At 61.8% G+C, this 14,130-nt stretch carries 11 protein-coding genes; 7 read left to right on the top strand and 4 right to left on the bottom strand.

Features of this window, described 5'->3' with window-relative positions:
- Positions 1-97: 97 nt before the first annotated feature.
- Complete coding sequence (locus KP001_RS12195) at positions 98-2,374, bottom strand: protease pro-enzyme activation domain-containing protein (protein WP_217285912.1); 2,277 nt, start codon at positions 2,372-2,374, stop codon at positions 98-100.
- A gap of 444 nt (positions 2,375-2,818) precedes the next feature.
- On the opposite strand from KP001_RS12195, the gene KP001_RS12190 reads away from it, so the two are divergent.
- Entirely contained in the window at positions 2,819-3,448 is a 630-nt protein-coding gene (locus KP001_RS12190) for an acetate uptake transporter (protein ID WP_217285911.1), read from the top strand.
- Positions 3,449-3,662: 214 nt separating this feature from the next.
- Here KP001_RS12190 and KP001_RS12185 read toward each other — a convergent pair whose 3' ends face one another.
- A complete protein-coding gene (locus tag KP001_RS12185; RefSeq protein ID WP_217285910.1) occupies positions 3,663-4,121 on the bottom strand; it encodes a hypothetical protein in 459 nt (152 codons plus the stop codon).
- Positions 4,122-4,401: 280 nt separating this feature from the next.
- Here KP001_RS12185 and KP001_RS12180 point away from each other — a divergent pair, with 280 nt between their 5' ends.
- Positions 4,402-5,583, top strand: coding sequence for an MFS transporter (locus tag KP001_RS12180; protein WP_217285909.1), 1,182 nt, complete (start codon positions 4,402-4,404; stop codon positions 5,581-5,583).
- Between the two features lie 106 nt (positions 5,584-5,689).
- On the opposite strand, the gene KP001_RS12175 is transcribed toward KP001_RS12180, so the two are convergent.
- The gene (locus KP001_RS12175; protein ID WP_217285908.1) at positions 5,690-5,875 is read right to left on the bottom strand and encodes a hypothetical protein; all 186 of its coding nucleotides are present in this window, start codon (positions 5,873-5,875) and stop codon (positions 5,690-5,692) included.
- A 177-nt stretch (positions 5,876-6,052) separates the two neighbouring features.
- On the opposite strand from KP001_RS12175, the gene KP001_RS12170 reads away from it, so the two are divergent.
- Together KP001_RS12170 and KP001_RS12165 are read left to right on the top strand one after the other, a co-directional pair.
- Positions 6,053-6,928 carry an OmpA family protein gene (locus KP001_RS12170; protein WP_217285907.1) on the top strand — a complete coding sequence of 292 codons (876 nt, stop codon included), beginning with the start codon at positions 6,053-6,055 and terminating at the stop codon, positions 6,926-6,928.
- Positions 6,929-7,207: 279 nt separating this feature from the next.
- Entirely contained in the window at positions 7,208-8,254 is a 1,047-nt protein-coding gene (locus KP001_RS12165) for an acyl-CoA thioesterase (protein WP_217285906.1), read from the top strand.
- 127 nt (positions 8,255-8,381) lie between these two features.
- On the opposite strand, the gene KP001_RS12160 is transcribed toward KP001_RS12165, so the two are convergent.
- Positions 8,382-8,666 (bottom strand): hypothetical protein, encoded by a 285-nt coding sequence (locus tag KP001_RS12160; RefSeq protein WP_217285905.1) that lies wholly within the window; start codon positions 8,664-8,666, stop codon positions 8,382-8,384.
- A gap of 484 nt (positions 8,667-9,150) precedes the next feature.
- Here KP001_RS12160 and KP001_RS12155 point away from each other — a divergent pair, with 484 nt between their 5' ends.
- The 3 genes from KP001_RS12155 (at position 9,151) to KP001_RS12145 (ending at position 14,124) form a co-directional block, all read left to right on the top strand.
- Positions 9,151-9,582: a GSU0071 family protein gene (locus KP001_RS12155; protein WP_217285904.1), complete on the top strand. Its 432-nt coding sequence runs from the start codon at positions 9,151-9,153 to the stop codon at positions 9,580-9,582.
- A gap of 219 nt (positions 9,583-9,801) precedes the next feature.
- Positions 9,802-10,263, top strand: coding sequence for a hypothetical protein (locus KP001_RS12150; RefSeq protein ID WP_217285903.1), 462 nt, complete (start codon positions 9,802-9,804; stop codon positions 10,261-10,263).
- Between the two features lie 210 nt (positions 10,264-10,473).
- Complete coding sequence (locus KP001_RS12145; protein WP_217285902.1) at positions 10,474-14,124, top strand: fibronectin type III domain-containing protein; 3,651 nt, start codon at positions 10,474-10,476, stop codon at positions 14,122-14,124.
- Positions 14,125-14,130 lie beyond the last annotated feature (6 nt).

The raw sequence follows: 14,130 nt of genomic DNA, 5'->3' as shown, positions 1-14,130 counted from the left end.
GCCCCGTGGAAAGATGGAGTGCCGGCTCCCGTTACATCAGGGAGCCGGCACTCGTCGTGCTGCGTCGTATGTGGATCCGGTGCGTGAACGCCCTCCGCTACTGCGTCTTGAAATAGTAGATGGCCGAGGTCACGGTGCTGCTGCCCGCGCTGGAGGAGACCTGGAAGTAGTAGGTCGTCTTCCGCGACAGGGAGGACAACTTCACGACATGCGAGGTGACCAGCGTGCTGCTGGAGAGCGACTTGCCCAGGCTGCCGGACGAGGTGCCGTAGCGGATCACGGAATTGGAGGCGAGGTTGGTCTTCCACTGGATCTGCGCGGTGGTCGTGCCGATCGAGCCGGACACGCCGGAGGTGAAGGCGAGCGGCGCGGTCGGGGTGGCGGACGCCTCGTTGGATAGGGGGGAACTGCCGGCGCTGTTGCCGGCGGAGACTTTGTAGTAATAGGTGGTGCCGTTGGCAACGGTGTCGGTGTAGGCGGTCGTGGTGAGGCCGGTCTTCACCGGGGTGGTCCCTTCCTTGCCGGGAGCGGTACCGCGGTACACGCTGTAGCCGGTCGCCCCGCTGCTGGCGCTCCAGCTCAGGGCGACGGTGCCGTTTCCCGCCGTTGCCTTGAGCCCCGCCGGCGCCGCCGGCACGGTCACCGTGGGCGTACTGGTCGGGGTGGAGGACGCTGAGGGAGCCAGGGCGGCCAAGAGGTTGGCGCCGTTGAACGAACCCCAGCCGGTGGCGTTGTCGTAGCCGGTGATGGCGGGGTAGTACAGGTTCGTGGTGCTGTCGGCTACGTCGTGGAAGGTAGAGCCGTAGCCGGAGCCGGTCCCTACCTGGTACAGAACCGGGTTGGCGAAGCCCAGGGGGGCGAGGCCGCCGGCGGCACGCTGCTGGTTCACGCGGGCGGTAAAGGCGGCCCACAGGGGGGCTGCGCAACTCGTGCCGCCGTATATCCACCACTTTCCCTGGTAGTAGATGGAGTAGCCGGTGCCGGGGTCGGAGTTGAGGGCGACGTCGGGGACGTTTCTCATCACGGATGAGGCGACGTTCCCCAGCCTCTGCTGCCAGGAGGGGGTGGGCCAGAAGGCGCTCACGCCGCCTCCGCCGGCCCCGCCGGTCACGGTGCCGTCACTGTTCCAGGCGGACTCGCGGCTGTAGCTGCCGCCGCTGTTGAGGTAGAGCCTGGTGCCGCCGACGCCCACGACGTAGGGCTGCGACGCCGGGTCGTCCACGCTCAGGGTGCTGCCGTTGTCGTAGGCGCCGCTGTCGCCGGCGGCGGCGTAGACGGTCTGTCCCTGGACGGCCATCTGCTGGAACATGGCGTTCTCGCTGCTCAAAAACGACGAGCCGCTCTCTCCTTCGCTGAGCCCCCAGGAGCTGCTGACCTGCTTGGCCACGTTGTCCGTCGCGATGCGGTTGTAGGTGTCCAGGACCCCCTTGGCGGTGTTGGGGCCCTGGTAGACGATGATCTTGCTGGCGCCCGGGGCGAGCGCCATCTGCAGCTCGATGTCCAGGGTGACCTCGCCGGCACCGGAGCCGGGCGCGCCGGAGAAGCCGTCCACCAGCACGTTTTGCAGAGGAACAGAGGAGATGCCGTAGTAGCCTGCGTAGGCCGCGACATCGGAGGGGGTGTATCCGTCCAGCTGGAACAGGGCGAGGGTCTGGCCTGCCCCGGTCGCGCCGACCGAGGAGAGGTTGTAGGCGGCGGCGATGTCCTTCGGGGTCATGCCGCCCCCCGGACCCGTGCCGACCTGGTAGGGGGTGGCCATGGGGACTTCCGTGGCACGGGCGGCGTGGCTGTGGGTGTGCCAGGCGGCGGAGCTGTCGAGGCCGACCATGCCGGAGATGCGGGCGGCGACGGCGTCGGGGACGCCGGGCTCACGGTCGGGGGCGAAGAAGTTGTGGCCGCTGTGGGCCTGGTACTGGTGCATCTGCAGGTCGAAGGCGGCCTCGACGGCGGCGGCGGGACCGGCGATGTCCAGGACGGTGCGGTTGGCGTGGGTGCCGGTGATGGTCAGGCCGAGGCCCCGGGCGTAGCTCTTGACCGCCTCGTAGTCGGCGACGGTCGGCGCGAAGCGCTCGGTGAACTGGGCCCCGGTAAGGTAGTGGCCGTAATGCGGGTCGGCGGGGTCGTAGATGCGCCGCAGCAGGTCGTCAAGCGCCTGCTGGTTGCGCAGCGGCAGGGTGAAGGAAAACCTCATCTGCGTCACCGCAGGGAGTCTGCCGAGCCGTCTGGCGCTGGCCACGCTCCGTGCGGGGACGTGTCCCGCGAGGCGGACCTGCGCCGAGTTGCCGGCCCAGCATGATGACGGGGCTCCCGCCACCGTGGCGACGGCGAAAAGGAGTCCGAGGCAAAGGGGGAACTTTTTCAATACGACTTTCAAGACGAGCCTCCGGGCAAGGGTGAAAAGGGGGAGTTTGTGCGGCAGGATTCACCATCGGCATCCCTGCGCGGAACTTTAGAGCGGCTGCAAAAGAAAATCTTTGTGGCAGGCGAAGTTAGCGGAATCCTTGCCCGGCTGGCGGACGCGGCGCAACGTCCCGGACCGGTCACATTTTTTGCAATCCTGCAAAAAAAGACGCCAGATGGCGGTGCCTCGTGCAAATTATCGAAGTAGCGCCGGTTTTGCCGCCAGGCGCACCTGGGCGTCGGGATTTCTTTCGCAAATCTGCAAAAGAAGGAAAAAAACCGGCCGGGATGATGGTGCCGTAACTGCCTAAAATCGAACGTTCTTTTGGTGGGGCGATGTTGCGTGGTGGCGGTACGGTTATTGCGTATACGGAATAAACAGCGACGTGATATCGCAACGCAAATCAGGAGGGTAAAAATGAATAATGTGAAACTGGGGAATCCTGCGGTAGTCGGTCTTGCTGGCTTCGGGCTGACGACATTCGTGCTGCAATGCCACAACCTCGGCTGGTGCGGTATCGCCCCCGTGCTCTGGCTCGGCCTCTGCTTCGGCGGGACGGCACAGATGATCGCCGGTCTGATGGAGTTCAAGACCGGTAACAACTTCGGCTTCTGCGCCTTCACCGGCTACGGGGCTTTCTGGATCTCGCTCTGCCTCATGATCATCTTCGGCAAGAACGCGGACCTGGTGAAGGCCTATCCGACCCTCGCCTTCAACGCCAACGACCTCGGCTTCTACCTGGTAGCGTGGACCGTCTTCACTTTCATCCTGTTCATCGCCTCCATGAAGCACCACGCGACCCTCGCGTTCATCTTCCTTACCCTGCTTCTTGGCTTCATCGGGCTGGACGTGAAGGAATTCACCGGCAGCGCTCTCGCCGGGACCTTCGCCGCTTACGACCTGCTGGTCTGCGCTTTCTCGGCCCTGTACCTGATGACCGTCGCGGTGTACGCGGAGTCCGGCATCAACCTGCCGGTCGGCGAGCCGTGGATCAAGGAAAGCACCGCCGGCGACGCGGTGCTTGCGGCGGAGAAAGTTAAGGCATAAGTAGTTCGGATACAGAGAAACGAAAGGAAGAGCCATGGCATTGCCGTGGCTCTTTTTTTTGAGTCAAAATCCTAAAGACGGAAGACCATTTTTAACGCAAAGGCGCAAAGACGCAAAGAGAAGCAAAATGGGTCTTTAAATCTTTGCGCCTCTGCGGCTTTGCGTTAGGTAAACGCCTTTGGGGTTGCAGGGAGGATCTATCCTGTAGTTGGGACTACCAGAGGTAAATGGACTTGTTGTCGAAGCGGTCGCGGTGGAAGTAGAGGAAGACGTTGAGCAGCAGGAACAGGAGGAAGACGCAGAAGGCGTTGATGCGGTAGCCGTAATCGGGGACGAGGGCCCCTGTGGCGGTGACGACCTGCTGGACGGGGAGCATGATGAGGTTCGCCATGCCGCTCGCGCTGGCGATAAAGTTGTACGCTATCAGCAGCCACAGGGTGAGCCGCTGCCGCTTAAGTATCCCGACGATGAGGTAGAGCGAGGCGATACTGTTGGTGAAGATCAGGTGCTCCGCCTCATCCCCCTTGTAGAGCTGTCCCATGAAGGGGAAGTCTCCGCCCAGGTCGGAAAGGGTAACAAGCATGGCAAGGAGGTAGACGCCGGTCAGCGGGACCAGCACGAAGTTCCTCTTCTTGTCATCCCCGGAAGCCACGACCCTGTCCGTTTCTTTCACTGACCCCTCGTTTCCCACGGTTTTCTGAAGCGCCGACATAGTAACAGGCGGGGAGGTCAATTGACAATTGATAATTGACGATTGGCAATCCGGACGACAAAGGCTTTAACGCAAAGCCGCAAACACGCGAAGAAAAGCGTTAGGAACCCTGATTTAAACGCAAAGGCGCAAAGGATGCTAAGAGAGTAATCTTGGCGCCTTTGCGGCTTTGCGTGAGGTAGAAGGTAGACCGTCGCCTTTAGACTTGCAAAAAACATCGGGAGCGGGTACGGATGCTGTCATGGGAAAGCTCTCCGACAACATCCGCAAGTTGTACCTCTTCTCCTTCCTGCAGATGATGCTGTTTCCCATGGCGATCATCACGCTCTTCTGGAAGGACCACGCCGGGCTGTCGCTGACCCAGATCCTGCTCCTGCAGAGCATCTTCTCGGTGGCGACCCTGGCGCTCGACTACCCGGCGGGGTACGTGAGCGACCGGCTCGGATACCGCTGCGCCCTCAACATCGCCTCGGTCCTCGGAATCATCGGCTGGGGCATCTACATCTGGGCGGACTCGTTCGCCTCGGTCCTTTTGGCAGAGATCATCCTTGGGATGTCGCTTTCCTTCATCAGCGGCTCCGACAGCGCCCTCCTCTTCGAGACGCTGCGGGCGCAGGGGGAGGAGCAGTCCTACGCGCGGCACCAGGGGAGGATGCACGGCTTCGCGCAGGCAGGCGAGGCCGCGGGGGCGATCCTGGCCGGCGTGATTTACGCCTGTGAGCCGAGACTCCCGTTCATCCTCCAGGTCGCGGTATGGGGCGCCGCCCTCATGGTCACCAGGCAACTGGCGGATTCCCCGCGCGCCCACGGCCCGGTCCGCTCCCACCTCGCCGAGGCCATCGCCACGGCACGCTACGCCTTCGGCGAGAACCGGCACCTGCGTTACACCATCCTGCTCAATACGGTCCTCGGGATCGCGTCGTTCTACCCGGTCTGGCTGATCCAGCCCTACATGCAGCACGCCGGGGTGCCGGTGGCGTGGTTCGGGCCGGTGTGGGCGGGGGCGAACCTGACCGTCGCCGTATGCGCACTGGCAAGCCACCGTCTGCATAACCGCCTGGGGGACCGGGGCATGGTCCTGCTCTTTTTGTTCCTGGTGGTGATCGGGTACCTTGGTCTCGGGCTCGCGGCGGGAGTGTGGGGCTTTTTGTTCTACTACCTGTTGACCTGCATGCGCGGCCTGCGCGGGCCCATGATGCTGGCCCATACCCAGCGGGAATCCGCCAGCGCGAACCGCGCGGCCACGCTGTCGCTGCAGTCGGTGTCGTTCCGGCTCCTTTTCGTGGTAACCGGCCCGCTGGTGGGCAGGCTCGCGGACCAAGGCGGCGTCGGCCGCGGTTTCTATCTCCTCTTCTACGCATTCCTGGTCACCCTGCCGCTGCTCGCCATCCTTTTCCTGCGGCACGCGCCGCGACAGGCTTGAAAAAAGGTTGACGGAAGGGGGAACGGGGCGGACATGAAAAAAGCTGGACCCGGATGGGTGCCAGCTTCATCCCCGCTTCCACGGGGGGCGTGCCGGAAAGCGACTATCACATGGTGCGTCCCTTACGACCGGAGTGGATCTTGCCATGGTGGGTGATGACGTGGACGTTGTGGTTGGGCTCGCGCCGCATCATCATCTCATGCTTGGGCGGCACCAGGGTCTTCTTGCCGCTGCGCTCCCGCTCCATCATGACTTTCATCCTCGGCGTCATCGGCGTCTTCATCTCTCTCATAGCCGACACCTCCTTTCCCTCTGGTAGCAAGTATATCACTTAGAGGCTGCAACTCCCAGAATCATAGCGAAGGCCGGTGACACAACGGTTGCATCTTTCTTATTGAAAGATCGGCTTTACGCGCCATAATTGTGCACTGGCTGCATGAATCGAGAATCCGATGCGAGGAGGAACAGTATGAAGCGCAATCTGTTATTTTGTCTCCCGGTGCTGGTGTGCTTCGCCCTGTCGGGCTGCGTAACGAGCGGTACCTACCAGAAGAAGGAGCTCGAGGCCCGGAACCTGGACAAGAGTCTCCAGGAGCAGCGGGGACAGTACAACATCCTTTTGGGTGAAAACGACCAGCTGAAGAACGACATCAAGAGGCTCACGGCGGAGCTGGCCTCCATGACAGGGGAGCGCAACGCGCTCGCGACGGACAAGAAGGGGCTGGAGGAGACGCTAAAATCGACCTCCGACGCCAAAAACCAGAAGATCGGCGAGTTGAGCCAGAAGGTCGGGGACCTGACCCAGAAGACCACCGATCTCGAGGCGGAGAACAAGCGCCTCAAGGACGAAGTGGCCCGGCTGCAAAAGCAGAAGGAGGAAGTCCAGCAGACCAGCAAGACCTACGGTGACCTCCTGGAGCAGATGAAGGGGGAGATCGCCAAGGGGCAGGTGACCATATCGGAGCTGAAGGGAAAGCTCACCGTGAACATGGTCGATTCGGTGCTCTTTGATTCCGGGAAGGCGGAGGTGAAGCCGGAGGGACTGGTGGTGCTGCAGAAGGTGGTCGACATCCTGAAGAACGTGAAGGACAAGGCGGTCCGGATCGAGGGGCACACCGACAACGTCCAGATCGTCGGGCAGCTGGCCAAGCGCTACCCCACCAACTGGGAACTCTCGGCGGCCCGCGCCATCAACGTCACCCGCTACCTGCAGCAGCAGGGGCTTGATCCGGCCCTTCTGGGGGCGGTGGCCTACGGCGAGTTCAAGCCGGTCGCGCCAAACGACACCGACGAGGGGCGCGCCAAGAACCGCAGGATCGAGATCGTGCTGGTGGCGAAGGAGTAAACCCGGAGCACTCACGCAAAGCCGCAAAGACGCAAAGAAAGACTAAAGGGCCCTGAGACGAAAACTCCGGGCCTTTTAGTCTAAAGCATTAACACAGAAGACTCGAAGGGCCACGGAGGGCACAGAGGAAAGGCGTATGCAGGGGGGAAACATAACCTTGTACTTACTCTGTGTCCGCCGTGGCGTTTCCTCCGTGTCCTCTGTGTTCCGCTTTTCAGGTTTTGAAGACGTGGTACAACTAAGGGAGATCGTTAACGCGGAAAGGGAAGGAGCTTCATGATGTCAAACCCAGCGGACACCTCTTTTTTTCATACCCTCTCGCTTGCCGAAGATCTGCCGCTGCGCCGCCGCTTCATGGTGGTGGACGAGGATCTTTTGGGCAACCTCCGTTTCGGGATGCTCCTGGAGATACTGGACAAGGTCGCGGAGGAGACGGCGCTCAGGTACGTGAACCGGTTCTACCCCGACGCGCGGGTGGTGACGGCGGCCATAGACAACATCATCGTCCGCCACGTCGCGGACGTAACGCGTGACATCGTCTGCGAGGCGCGCATCAACCACGTGGGGAGATCCTCGCTGGTCATAGGGATCCGCGTGGAGCAGCCGGGGGAGCCGGCGAATCATGTCGCCTCCTGCTACTTCACCATGGTGGCACGGTCGGGGATGGGGGAGGGAGCGGTGAGCGTGGCCCTGCCGCCGCTCGAGTACGCGACGGAGAGGGAGCAGGCGCGGGCGAGAAAGGCGGTGGTGCGCCGCGAGGAGTACCGGCAGCAGCAGGCGCTCACCTCGCAACCTCCGAGCCCGGAGGAGTACCGGATGCTGGCAGCGCTGCACAAGGCGCAGGACGAGCCCGGGTTCCAGGGGCTGTTGGCGGGACGCCTGGTGGCGGATTCGTGGGAGAGGATGTACCCGGAGTTCGAAAACGTACCGCAGAAGATCTTCGGCGGGTACCTGGTGCGGCGGGCCTACGAGCTCTCCTCGATCTGCTCGGAACTGGTGGCGCCGAACCGTTCGGTCATGGCGGCGGTGAACCGGATCAACTTCTTCCACCCTGTCCGCATGGGGGACAAGCTGCACTACACCAGCCGGGTGGTGTTCACCTGCGGCAGCTACATCTGCGTGGAGGCGAACATAGAACGCATCAGCCGCGACCGAACCAGCAAGGCGCTTTCAAACTCGTGCCTGTTCACCTTCGTCAACGTGGACCGTGAGCTGGTGCACAGGCCGGTGCCGGCGGTCTACCCGACGACCTACGCGGAGGACGCCAGGTACCTGGAGGCGGAGCGGAGTTTCAAGGCGCTGTCTGAGCATATCCATCTTATTTAACGGACGTTTTACGTTCTACGTTGCCGAGGGGTGACGGAAAGACCGTCGCCTTTGGCTTGCGAAAGGGGACATGCACCTAGCGGAGCCAGTCCCCTCCGTCGTTCCGCCTTTGTTTTCTCAGATTTCCTCAGACTTTCTCCGTGGCCAATGGTTTTCCGTGGCAGAAGGGGGCGGCTTCGCAGCTCGCGCACATCGAGGGGATGCCCCGGGCGGAGGCGATCCGCACAGCCTCTTCCTGCGCCTCGCCGGAGACACCTGACGGCGCGATCACCAGGGCGTCCACGCCTTCCATCCTTTCCAAGGTCGTCACCAGTGCCGGATGCACCATGCGCAGGTCGAAACCCGCCCTTGCCGCCGCCGTCATCCAGTCCCAACCAACCGTCTTTTCATCACCCACGACCGCTATGCACATAGATCCCCCGGCTTGAACCGTATACGGCAGCTCCTCGTCGCTTCCATTTCAAGAAATTGAATGTTGTTTTCAATAACATTGCCGGCACCGCTTTGTCAATTCAAAAGAGCGGGCGACGCGGCACCATCCAGCGCAAGGTTCCCCCGGCGCCGGGCGATCTGGGTGATCTGGGTGGAGTGGGTGGAGTGAGTGCTTCTTTTGCATTTGTGCAAGCAGCACTTCGCTGTTTCGCGAAACGGCGGACAGGTATGAGCTCTGTTAGGGGAAATTCCTGTGGAAAACTTAAGAGGTTTTGGAACACCTTGTTGTGTTAAAGTTGCGCAGATTGCGACATTTATGAGCACTGCGGCAAGGCGATGTCCTCTCTGCTATGTGTGATCTCGCATGTTTCGGGTATGCCCGCTCAACTGGTATACATTATGCTATTTGACGGAACATACCACTTTATCACTGCTTCACTGGCTGGGCAGAATCGAGGGATGAAATGGACACTTACACGATCGACACGGAACTGGAACACTACTATGGCGACCGCATGGCTACCAGCAGCAGGGAAGCCTGCCGACGTTTTTACCTGCGCGCAGTGTCGCGCTGCAACGGTGCGGAACTGGAGAGATACCTGAAGCTGGTAAAGGCGCACGCTTCGGTATACTCATCGGTCCATCACATGTTCCGCTCACCGTTCAAGCATGTGGAGCTGCCGCTGTTACTGACCAGTTTCGTGCTCCTGATCTCAAGCCTGGTCCTGGTGTTTTCCGGCGAAACCAGCGCACTGATCGCGGGGGGGACTTCGGCGGGGCTGATCGGTGTGCTGCAGTGCCTGAGGCAGCTGATCCGGAACTGGCAGCAGCACTCGGTGCGGGAAGCGGTGTTCACGGAGTTCGCGGAATTCCTGCAACGGGAAACGCTGCAGTAACATTTGCATAACAAAAAAACAAACCGTTGGCCACGGAGAAAATCTGAGGACATCTGAGAAAACCTTGAACCGCAGACGGTGTCCTGAAGCCTTTCGCTTATCTCCGGTTTTTCAGAAGTTCTCCGTGGCCAATGGTTTTAAGGTTTCAACGGCTGTGATTTCCGGTATAGTATCTCCTGCCTGTGATCTGCAATCATTCCAATGATGGAGGTAGGAAGCATGAAACGCCTGATTCTTCTCAGCCTGTTCCTCGTTCTTGTTGTACCCATGACTGCGTTCGCCAGTCTGGATTCGTTCCTCTCCAGCCTGAACGTCCAGGCACGCGCGGACATGTCCGGGTTCTCCGCCAAGGTGAGCGCCCAGTTCGGCGTACCGACGGCCAAGGTCCAGATGGTGCTGCAATCGGTCCCCGAACCGGCGGACGCTTTCATGCTGTTCCAACTGGGCCAGTACTCCGGAAAACCCGTGGACCAGGTTTACCAGGTGTATCAGCCGAACAAGAAGAAGGGGTGGGGAGCCATCGCCAAGGAGCTGGGGATCAAGCCGGGCTCGGCTGAGTTCCATGCGCTCAAGAGGGGGGACCTCCGTCTCACCGGACAACCGATTGGGCGTGGCGGACAGGAGGACTCCGGCCCGGGCAAGGGGAAAGGCAAAGGACACGGCAAGGGACATAACAAATAGGGGGCTATAATACCCAAAAACTGTTTCAAAAAAAGAGGCCGGGTTTTCTACCCGGCCTTTTCTTTTATTTTCGCCAAGGTTACTGCCTGCTGCTCCCTCAGAAAAATCGTAGAGACAAAACTTTTCTCTTAACCTCCGCACAATTCTCATGATAATGTAAACGCCATTTTATTGGGGCGCTTTGCCTTGTAAACCAGCGAGGAGGGTTTTGTGAAAAGGAGAATGGGAAGAGTCACCACAGCTTTGCTGTTAACCGTGACGACGACTCTGGCTGCATCGTCAGTCTGGGCCATGTCGGTGGCCACGGTGAACGGCACCTACAACTTCATGGAGCAGTCGGCCGGGTTCTACGCATCAACCGGGGGGGGAGTCGAGGATAACTTCCACGGCAACAACGGATTCATAAACTTCAACGGTGCCGGGGCCTGCTCCCTTACTTACGCGGACCAGGGCTTTGGGGTCTCGATTGGGAGCGGTACGGTGCAGACGTGGCCGGATACCGCGTCAAACGCTGCCTGCACCTACACAGTGTCGCCGGCCGGGACGATGGCCATCAGGTTCCCCGATGGCAGTTCCAGCAACTTCCAGGTGAGCCAAAACGGTAACGTGCTCATCGCGGGCTGGAGCAGGAAAGAGCCGCAGGGCAACGGCACTGACTACTGGGGCAACCAGATCGTTGCCGTGAAAAAGGGGAGTGGCATGACCAACGCTTCTCTGAACGGCACCTTCCATTTGGTTAGCCAGGAGTTCGCCTTCTGGCAGGACACGGGCTCCGGCTTCCCCTCTGCGTTCGACGAAATCTATGGGAACACGGTAATTGCCACCTTCGACGGCAGCGGCGCCTGCACCGTGGAGTACACCGGGGCCTCCTTCGAGACCGGAGTTACCTCAAACGACGGAGTGGTCCGTGAGTATCCGGATACGCTGGCGTCGACTCCCTGCAGCTACACGGTTTCCAGCACCGGGCACGTCTCGATAATCACCCCCGACGGTGGGAAGGATTTCGAGCTCAGCCCCGACGGCACAGTGCTCCTGGGCGGATCCCCGATCCAGGATGTCTCAACCGGCGGCACATACTCCAGTGCCGACCAGGTGGTCGGCGTGAAGGAAGGTGGGAATTTCACCTCTGCATCGGTGGCGGGCAAGTACAACTTTGTCTACCAGGAGTCCGCCTTCTATGCCTCTAACGGCAGTGTGACCGATGGCATCTTCGTCAACAACGGCTCGCTTGTCCTTGATGCCACTGGCGGATGCACCATGAGCTACACCGGCACCATGTTCGAGGCGAATCTGACCACCAACTCCGGGGTTACTGACCAGCCTGACATCGCCGGTCCCCTCGCCTGCAGTTACACCATTTCCCCCTCGGGGCAGATGACCATTAACCTGGGCGACGGCGACCTTGGCACCTTGTGGTTCAGTGCCGATGGCAGATTCCTTCTTGGCGGCGGCCTCTTTAACGAGACGACAACGTATGGGACGGACAAGGACGTCTTCCAGATTTTCGCCACCAAGGGGCCTGAGGTCACCTGCGTACAGCCTTCTACCGTCACGGTCCCCGCTGCCGACCCTGACGGAAGCTACACGGTTTCCTGGGGCGCCTCGACCACCAAGGGAGTGACCTACCTCCTCGAAGAGGCGACCGACGCCGGCTTCACCGAGAACGTGCAGTCCTACAGCACCACCGGCGTGAGCCAGCTGATCAGTGGCAAGAGCCTCGGCACCACCTACTTCTACCGGGTCAAGGCGACGGCCTCGGGTTACTCCGACAGCAGTTGGAAGACTGCGGCGGCTGGTTGCGCAGTTCCAGGTACGGCTCTCCCGACCCTCACCACGCTCAACGTTCCGCTGGTCGACGCTGACGGCGACTACACCGTCTCCTGGAGCGCTTCGGCCACCCCGGGCGTCACCTACATCCTCGAGGAGGCGGTCAACTCCACCTTCACCACCTCCCTGCGCGAGGCGTACCGCGGCACCGATCCCTTCGCCGCCATCACCGGGCGCGTCGCCGGCGCCACCTATTACTACCGCGTGAAAACCGTGGAGGGGGGGTACAAGGACGGCCTCTGGAAGAGCTCCACGACCGGGTGCGCCGTAATCGGCCTGGATGTCGCAGCCGCGGCGCCGGCTTCCCTCACCGTTCCGGCGGCCGACCCGGACGGCGCCTACACCGTTTCCTGGACCGCCTCGACCACCAAGGGGGTCTCCTACTTCCTTGAAGAGGCGACGGACGCCAACTTCACCCAGAACGTCACTGACTACCTGGTGACCGGGCTCAGCAAGGCCTTCACCGGCAAGAGCCTTGGGACCACCTACTTCTACCGCGTCAAGGCGGGTGGCTCCGAGTACGTCGACAGCGCCTGGAGAAACGCCGCCGCCGGCTGCGCCGTGCCGGGCACCGCGATTCCGACGCTGACCACCCTCACCGTGCCGCTGGTGGACGCAGACGGCAGCTACACGGTTTCCTGGAGCCCCTCCACGGTCCAGGGCGTCACCTACGTGCTGCAGGAGGCGACGACCTCCACCTTTACCGATGCGCACGAAGTCTACAGCGGCAGTGATGCCAGCGCCTCCGTCTCCGGACACAACGTCGGCACCAGCTATTTCTACCGCGTGAAGGCGGTGGAGGGTGGCTACAAGGACGGCCTCTGGAAGAGTTCCACGACCGGGTGCAAGGTGATCGGCCCTGACGTTCAGGCCGCGATGCCCCCGACCATGACCGTGCCGCTGGGGGACGCGGACGGTGCCTACACCGTTTCCTGGGGTGCCTCGACGACCAAGGGGGTGAGCTATCTCCTCGAGGAGGCGACTGACGCCGCCTTCACCCAGAACGTGCAGGACTACCCGGTTGCCGGTCTCAACAAGGCCTTTACCGGCAAGATGCTGGGGACCACCTACTTCTACCGCGTCAAGGCGGTACACCCCGAGTACGTCGACAGCAACTGGAAAGCGCCGCTGGCCGGCTGCGCCGTTCCCGGCACGGTGATCCCGACGCTCACCACTCTCGCCGTGCCGCTGGTGGACGCCGACGGGAGCTACGCCGTTTCCTGGACCCCCTCCGCCGTCCCCGGCGTGACCTACGTGCTGCAGGAGGCGACCAACTCCACCTTCACCGCCGGTGTGCGTGAGGCGTACCGCGGCAGCGAGGCCGGCGCCGTCATCGCCGACAGAAGCGCCGGCTCCAGCTACTTCTACCGTGTGAAGGCGATCCTGGGCGGGTACAAGGACGGCGCCTGGAAGACCCAGACGACCGGTTGCAAGGTGATCGGCCCGGGTGTACCGGCCGCGGCACCTTTGACCATCACGGTTCCCGCATCCGACGCCGACGGTTCCTACACCGTTTCCTGGGGCGCCTCGGCCACCAAGGGTGTGACCTATATCCTTGAGGAGGCGACCGACGCCGCCTTCACCCAGAACGTCGTCGACTACCCGGTGACGGGGATCAACAAGCCCTTCACCGGCAAGTCGCTGGGGAGCATCTACTACTACCGCATCAAGGCGGTGCATCCGGAGTACGCGGACAGCGCGTGGAGAAACGGGACGGTCCCCTGCCGGGTACCGGGAACCATCCTTCCCACCCTGACCACGCTCACGGTGCCAGCGACCTACTCCGGGCTTAGCATCAACCTCAGCTGGAGCGCGTCGGCGGCAACCGGCGTGACCTACGTGGTGCAGGAGGCGACCAACAGCACCTTCACCGCCGGCCTGCGCGAGGCCTACAGCGGGACCGAAACCTCCGCGGGCGTCACCGTCGGGACTTCCGGCCCCACCTACTTCTACCGGGTGAAGGCCGTCGCGACCGGCTTCAAGGACAGCGCCTGGAAGAGCTTCATCACCGGGTGCAAGTACCTGGCTCCCTAGCGGGAG

This window comes from Geomonas subterranea, from assembly GCF_019063845.1.
Taxonomy (GTDB): Bacteria; Desulfobacterota; Desulfuromonadia; order Geobacterales; family Geobacteraceae; genus Geomonas; species Geomonas subterranea.
Note: the sequence above shows the minus strand (reverse complement) of the source record. Positions and strands in the feature narration are given on the sequence as shown.

Bases quoted from the DNA above. Each gene is read 5' to 3' on its own strand.
- KP001_RS12190 (WP_217285911.1), top strand. From the start codon at position 2,819: ATGAATAATGTGAAACTGGGGAATCCTGCGGTAGTCGGTCTTGCTGGC.
- KP001_RS12180 (WP_217285909.1), top strand. From the start codon at position 4,402: ATGGGAAAGCTCTCCGACAACATCCGCAAGTTGTACCTCTTCTCCTTC.
- KP001_RS12175 (WP_217285908.1), bottom strand. From the start codon at position 5,875: ATGAGAGAGATGAAGACGCCGATGACGCCGAGGATGAAAGTCATGATG.
- KP001_RS12170 (WP_217285907.1), top strand. From the start codon at position 6,053: ATGAAGCGCAATCTGTTATTTTGTCTCCCGGTGCTGGTGTGCTTCGCC.
- KP001_RS12165 (WP_217285906.1), top strand. From the start codon at position 7,208: ATGTCAAACCCAGCGGACACCTCTTTTTTTCATACCCTCTCGCTTGCC.
- KP001_RS12160 (WP_217285905.1), bottom strand. From the start codon at position 8,666: ATGTGCATAGCGGTCGTGGGTGATGAAAAGACGGTTGGTTGGGACTGG.
- KP001_RS12155 (WP_217285904.1), top strand. From the start codon at position 9,151: ATGGACACTTACACGATCGACACGGAACTGGAACACTACTATGGCGAC.
- KP001_RS12150 (WP_217285903.1), top strand. From the start codon at position 9,802: ATGAAACGCCTGATTCTTCTCAGCCTGTTCCTCGTTCTTGTTGTACCC.